This window comes from Actinomadura vinacea, assembly GCF_039532545.1.
Taxonomy (GTDB): Bacteria; Actinomycetota; Actinomycetes; order Streptosporangiales; family Streptosporangiaceae; genus Spirillospora; species Spirillospora vinacea.
This window is the reverse complement of record NZ_BAAARW010000049.1, coordinates 1-5,833: the sequence shown is the minus strand read 5'-3', so window position 1 is coordinate 5,833 and position 5,833 is coordinate 1. Positions and strand designations below refer to the sequence as shown.

Genomic DNA, 5,833 nt, shown 5'->3' with positions numbered 1-5,833 from the left:
CCGAGGAAGGACACCAGGGCAAACAGCCCCGGATGAGGACTTTCTTTACGTCTTCAAGGGCGCCGCTACGCGCCGCCAGGTGGCCGCCCGCCCCGGCGCGCCGGGCGTGCGGCCTGTTCCGTCCGGTCCCGACGCACCGCGTCGCACGTCCACCCGGACACGAGAGGCATTCACAACCGATCAACGTTCCAGGTCCGAGCAACTGAAACCTTTCCAACACGTCGGTTGACGCACTTGAGCCACTTGTTCAGGGTGGCTCACGGCGATCATCTCGCCACGACCCCCTGTCAGCAGGGGCAAGCTGTCTCTTTCAAGCAGCTAAACACACCTCCCCGCGTGGTGCTGACCCTTTGAGGTCACACAGACACATGCGTTCTGTCAGCCCTAACATGTATGAAGAACCTATCCCTCCCCAACCATCTGCCGTAGCGGGCGAGTCAGCTTAGGTGGCGAACGTCATGGCAACCATCAGGCCGAACCGCAGAGTGGAGCGAGCTGGTGTAAACGCCTTGAGAGCCCTCCTCGAAGATCACGACCAGATAGTTCAAGAGATCGATGGCGGCAATGATCACGGCGAAGATCTATATGTGAGCTTCACTCGGAGTCGCCGCCGCACAGGGCATATTGTAGCCATCCAGGTCAAAGCCGGGAAGAAATACAAACGTGCAAATGGGTATGCGATCCCGATCGAGGATCATTTTGAGGATTGGAAACAGAGTAGAGTCCCCGTGCTTGGAGTCGTCTACGACCCGGAGATGGACAGCCTGTACTGGGTAAATCTGACAAAATATCTCCGCGCCTGTGATGATTCGCCGGGATGGGTTCCCGTTCCTAGCAAGAACATTCTTGACGCAGCCCATGTTCGCGGTTTTATTGCGGAAAATGAGCAGTATATTGACAGCGCTGGCCTGAGGGTCAGAAACACCGACCCGGCGCGCACACTTGAGCAACTGGTCAAAAGTGAAGATGTGCCTACCTCTGGCAAGTCAACGGAAAGCGACCTGCCAAATCCTCTTTTTGACGGGATTGCTGACGCCATAACGCGCATTCCTTTTTCTGGCCACCAACTCAGATGGGCAGCTGCGTTCGCCGCCGTAGTGGGCGCGATGATTCTCGAATGGCCTTATCAAATTGAATTCGTAAAGACGTACACCGACATGAGTCCCGTCCGCTGGGTTCTAAATGTTTACCTATTCATTCTATTTCTCTTTGTAGTTGTCTATAGCGAGAGATTGGCGGGACGATTTGCCGAGGGGACGGCTCGATTCCTTGCCCTAGTAGCGGGAAATTTTCTCTGGATCCCCTTCATTAAGGGCGACGGCAAAGATGATCAATGGTGGGGGGATGTGTGGATCGCTGTCGGCGTCGTAGTTCCCCATGTCGGAGAGGTCTTTATTGTTACGTTTTTTGTGCTCGCAGAAATTGAGCGCAGAAAAGGAAAAAATTAGCGTCGTAGGTCCTACAGCGTGCAGTGAGTGTAGAAGCAGAGCGAGCGCGAAGCGGGGGTCTCGCGACCCCCAGCCCCCCGCGGGCCGGAGGGCACGCCCGCGCGAAACGGTCTGTCACACCGTCTCGCCGTTCGCGCGGGCGCACCCTCCGGGACGGTGAGCGTGCTGACGCGGGTGCTAACAACGGCGTTGGATGACCTTGGAAGGCGGTGGACGTGCGAGAGGGGCGTGGGCAGGTCAAGGGACGGGTGTGGACGGGCCTGGACGGTGTCGATCTTGCTACGGATCAGTCGGCCAAGGTGGCGTCATGCGAGCTTGATCCGTTACCTCGAACCCCTGAAACCACGAAACCTGAGGGAGCCGGATAGAAGAGGCCACTTCAGTTTGGGATAGATTTCTCGATCATGGGTAGAGGTGACGCTTGATTTCTTCTGTGAGTCGTTTCTCTAGTTCTTGATCATCTCGCAGATCTTCTACCGGCAGCCGTACAACGTGGACACCGCACCGCTCCCACTGCAGGTCACGATTCCGGTCATCTGCTCTACGTCGAATCGCCCGATGATGAGGTCCATCAACCTCGACCACCATCAGCCTTCCACCGCCCATTACAAGCAGGTCGGGAGTCCATGTATGGCCTTCCCGTAGATAGACCCCAGGCAGTGGCGCTAGGGCGATCGTCCTCTCCGGCCGAGACAGGCTTTGGAGGTGCTTTAGGGCTTGATAAACGCGAAGTTCCTCGGTACTGCCGAAGGTGAGGTCATCTTCTACGGATCTGTTTACACCCCTGCGTTCGCGACGTGCCTGATTCGTCGCTTGCTCAGCTGCAATTTGGCTGGCAAGTGAGGTTCGCCAATCGACGTCAATCTCCGGCAATGCGGCACGCGGTTTGACATAGCTGACATAGCTCTCATTGTTGCGATCGGCGACGTAACTCAAAACCCCGATGATGCGTTCACAGACCTCATCTGTGAACCTGGGGATTATATGTTCGTCTACATCCAGGAGTGCAACGCGATGGTAGGTATGGCGAGTCCACTCCGGCCCATCTCCCCAGCTTTCATGGGTTGTCGCAGCGATCTCTTCCGTGAACTCTAGTGTCATGGAATGCACGTCGATCAAGAGGGCCACCGCTTGATCGTCTCCTCGCTGGGCGAGCAGCCCTGTGGTCTGACCCAAGATATGATCAAGGTGCGCCGCGTATTCCAGGGCGTCATACTCCGCATCCATGATGCAGATAATGCCCGATCACTCCGATGTTGTCAGCAGGGATGCCGGTAGACAACAATGCCGGTTCGGCAGGCTTGAAGCAGGGCGATCGCGCCTTCAGCTCTTCGCAGGCCGGAGGCCATGCCCGTGTGAACCGTCTGCTGTAGGCCCTCGCCGTTCGCGCGTGCCCACCTCCCCGGACGGTGCGGGTCTCAACACCAAGCGGACGGTCGGCGAGCGGCCATCAGACTACGGTGCAATGGCTCTGCGAGTTCTGCCGGCGAAACCCCGAACGCCTGAGTGCAGGCGAGGTGAGGACGCGCGGGGGGCGATGAGCGCGGGCGAGAGGCCAGGTCAGCAAGGAGGTGGCGGGCAATTAGCGGGCAATTAGCCAGGGTGATCTAGGGGTACTTGCGGTCACTCGTGGGAGGGCTGGAGGGCAGGTCAGGGATCCTACGAGGCATGATCGGTTTGGTTCCCAAGCTGACAGCGCGGGTTCGATTCCCGTCACCCGCTCCATACCGAAGGCCCAGGCCAGGGACATGATCCCTGACACTGGGCCTTGATCGTTTCAGGGCTCAGAGCCCCGCCGTGCAATTAGCGTGGAATTAGGCCACCGGCACCAGCACCCCCGCCGCCCCGTCCTCGTCGTCACCCTCGTCCGACCCTTGCTCAGCCCGAACGAGGGCATCCAGCCCGTCGGCGATGGCCCGATCGGCCTGAGCCGACTAGTGCTGGTACCGCAGCGCCGCCCGCTCGTTGTCGTGCCCCATGCGCGCCATCAGGTTCCTCGTCGAGACGCCCATGTCAGCGGCGAGGGTGTTGCCCGTGTGCCGCAGGTGGCGAAAGCGCAGGTAGGCACAGGCGTCGCCGACGTCGGCGGGATCTGGGCGGACCAGAGGAAGAAACGGAGGGCCGGCTGGCGCCGGACCCCCCGTAGGTGAAGCGGAGAGGTGAGGGCCTCTCCGCCCGTGGCCGCCTTAGGCGTCCCGAACTCCCTCAGAGCGGGGGCTCGCGACCCGGCGAGCGACGTGAGCGGCGGCGAAGCCGCCGCCGACGAAGCCGAGACCGAACACGCTGGCACCGACGAGGACGCCAGCGGCGACGGAGACGGTTGCCCCGACGATCAGGCCGAGGATGACACCGACGATGAAGCCGACGGCACCGCCGACGGCCGCGCCCCCGACGGTGCTGAAGCCGATGCCGGCGGTGCGAGCGGCGCTTCGGTTGTTCCTGCGGTTCATGTCAAACCTCCGGTTGGTTGTTGCGTCCCCTCTAAAAGAGGACGCCAGGCTGCCTCTGGAGTGAGGGCGCCAGTAAGCACTGTCCGGCGCCAGTCCCGTCGCGCAAGCCGATCTGAGCGATCTGTCAACCGTCGACCAGTTGACAAGCGGGGCTCGCGACCTCTGGTCTCCCGCGCGCCGGAGGGCACGCTCGCGGAGCCGTGCGTCCCAGCGAATCGATGAATGCCGAGGTCAAAACTCGATCGCCGTGCCATTAGCGTGCCATTAAGGGTGGTGATCAAGGGGCATTCGCGGTCACTTGCGGTACCCACGAATGCCAGGTCAGGGAGGGTGACGGCCGAGATCGCAATGGTTCCCAAGCTGACAGCGCGGGTTCGATTCCCGTCACCCGCTCCACAGCGAAGGCCCAGGCCAGGGACATGATCCCTGACACTGGGCCTTGATCGTTTCTAAGCTTCCGTGCCCGTCGTGCAATGAACTTAGTGGTTGGGGGGACCGGGCGGTCAACACGGTCCGGCAGCCTTGGGCCGTGGCCAGACGGGCGGTTGCGGCGCCGGTGATCAAGAGAACGCGGTTGGTCATTGAATGCGATCGTGTCAGAGCTGTCACTGCCGTACCGGCCGAACTGCGGAGCCTTCGCATTCCGCCCGAAGTCCACCACATCCAGCTTCGACGCCTCGGTCCGGCGCAGCCCCCACCCGTAACGGCCAAGGGCGCGGCGTCATCCTTTTCGTCCTGTTTCGCCGCGTCGTGTGCGTGAGAGAAGGCGCAGCGCCAGTATGGTCTGCCAGGACCATGCCGTCGTTAGGGCAATGCGTCGGAACAATCCGGCCAGGTCGCCCAGTTCTCCTGTCTGACCGAAGGTAGCAGTGAGAGGTAGTCGTGAAGGGCGCCGTGCGTGCTGGCGCTTGGGATCCGGTCGGGGGTCCCGCAGGGGTAGCCGCTGATCGGATCGGTCACGAAGATGCCTGCGCCGAGCAGTGCGGTTCCCCACAGGCCGATCAGGAGCGGTTTCCAGGTCGAGCGCCGGGACGCTTGGTGCACGCCGGTGGCGAACACGATTGTGAGCGCGGCGGCGAGAAGGAAGTTGAGGGTCTGCATCCAGCCGTACTTGCCGAGAGCAAGTGAGCTGACGGGATGGCGCAGCGGGTCGTAACCCGCGCGAGTGGCCCCTTCGGCGAGGTAGGCGAGGGTGAAGAGGGGGCCCGCGATTGCTCCGCAGAACAATGACGCCCGTGATTGGATCTTCATGATGTCAACGTAGGTTGACGATATTGCGAGCGTCAACCTGGGTTGACTGTCTCGCTGCGTTCCTCGGTGTTCGCCAATCGGGGCCGGACATCTGCGCGTCGCTGCGACGGACTGTCGAGCGTGCGTGACTGGGGAACCCCGTGGTTCCCCAGACCCCTCCTGGAGCCGGGGCGCTCGTTCGCGCGAACGAGCCCCCCGGACCGGTCGGCACGGAGTGGGTCGGGCTTGCTGACGCGGGTGCTAACGGCGGGTCTGCACGGGCTTGGACGGCGGTGGAACCCAGGGGTGCCCGGGAAGGCTGCCAAGCAGGTCAACGGACAGGTCTGGACGGGTGTGGATCTTGCTCGTGAGACTCGTGATGAAGGGCTCCGTCGCTCAATTGAGCTGCTTGGAATGAACGCTCGGATGTAGCTTCCAAGGCGTCAGCCGGTACCGGGGAGGGCGAACCGCTGGGCGAACGCGGACATCTCGTCCCGCTGCCGTTCCGGTTCCATCGCGGTGGGGCTGACAACGATACGGGTTACGCCTTGCGCGGCGAACGCCTCGACCCGTTCGGCGGACATGTCGATCGACCCCCATCGGGTGTACTCCAGCATGTCGGGATCGCGGCCGACCTCGATGGCGGCGGCCCTGGCCACTTCCAACTGGCTCGCGCGTTCCTCGGGGGTGAGAGCGCCGCCGGGG

The 5,833-nt window shown here is 62.0% G+C and carries 4 protein-coding genes and 1 pseudogene; 1 reads left to right on the top strand and 4 read right to left on the bottom strand.

Translation table 11 applies throughout. The features are described from left to right. Positions 1–458 precede the first annotated feature (458 nt). Positions 459–1,448 carry a DUF4365 domain-containing protein gene (locus ABD340_RS46680; RefSeq protein WP_344598516.1) on the top strand — a complete coding sequence of 330 codons (990 nt, stop codon included), beginning with the start codon at positions 459–461 and terminating at the stop codon, positions 1,446–1,448. Between the two features lie 402 nt (positions 1,449–1,850). On the opposite strand, the gene ABD340_RS46675 is transcribed toward ABD340_RS46680, so the two are convergent. From ABD340_RS46675 to ABD340_RS46660, 4 genes and pseudogenes are all read right to left on the bottom strand, one after another. Then, a complete protein-coding gene (locus ABD340_RS46675) occupies positions 1,851–2,675 on the bottom strand; it encodes a hypothetical protein (RefSeq protein WP_344598514.1) in 825 nt (274 codons plus the stop codon). A gap of 959 nt (positions 2,676–3,634) precedes the next feature. After that, a complete protein-coding gene (locus ABD340_RS46670; RefSeq protein ID WP_344598512.1) occupies positions 3,635–3,898 on the bottom strand; it encodes a hypothetical protein in 264 nt (87 codons plus the stop codon). Positions 3,899–4,702: 804 nt separating this feature from the next. Next, positions 4,703–5,149 carry a DUF998 domain-containing protein gene (locus tag ABD340_RS46665; protein WP_344598511.1) on the bottom strand — a complete coding sequence of 149 codons (447 nt, stop codon included), beginning with the start codon at positions 5,147–5,149 and terminating at the stop codon, positions 4,703–4,705. Between the two features lie 422 nt (positions 5,150–5,571). Then, positions 5,572–5,833 (bottom strand): annotated as a pseudogene (locus tag ABD340_RS46660) (LLM class F420-dependent oxidoreductase); the annotation flags it as partial.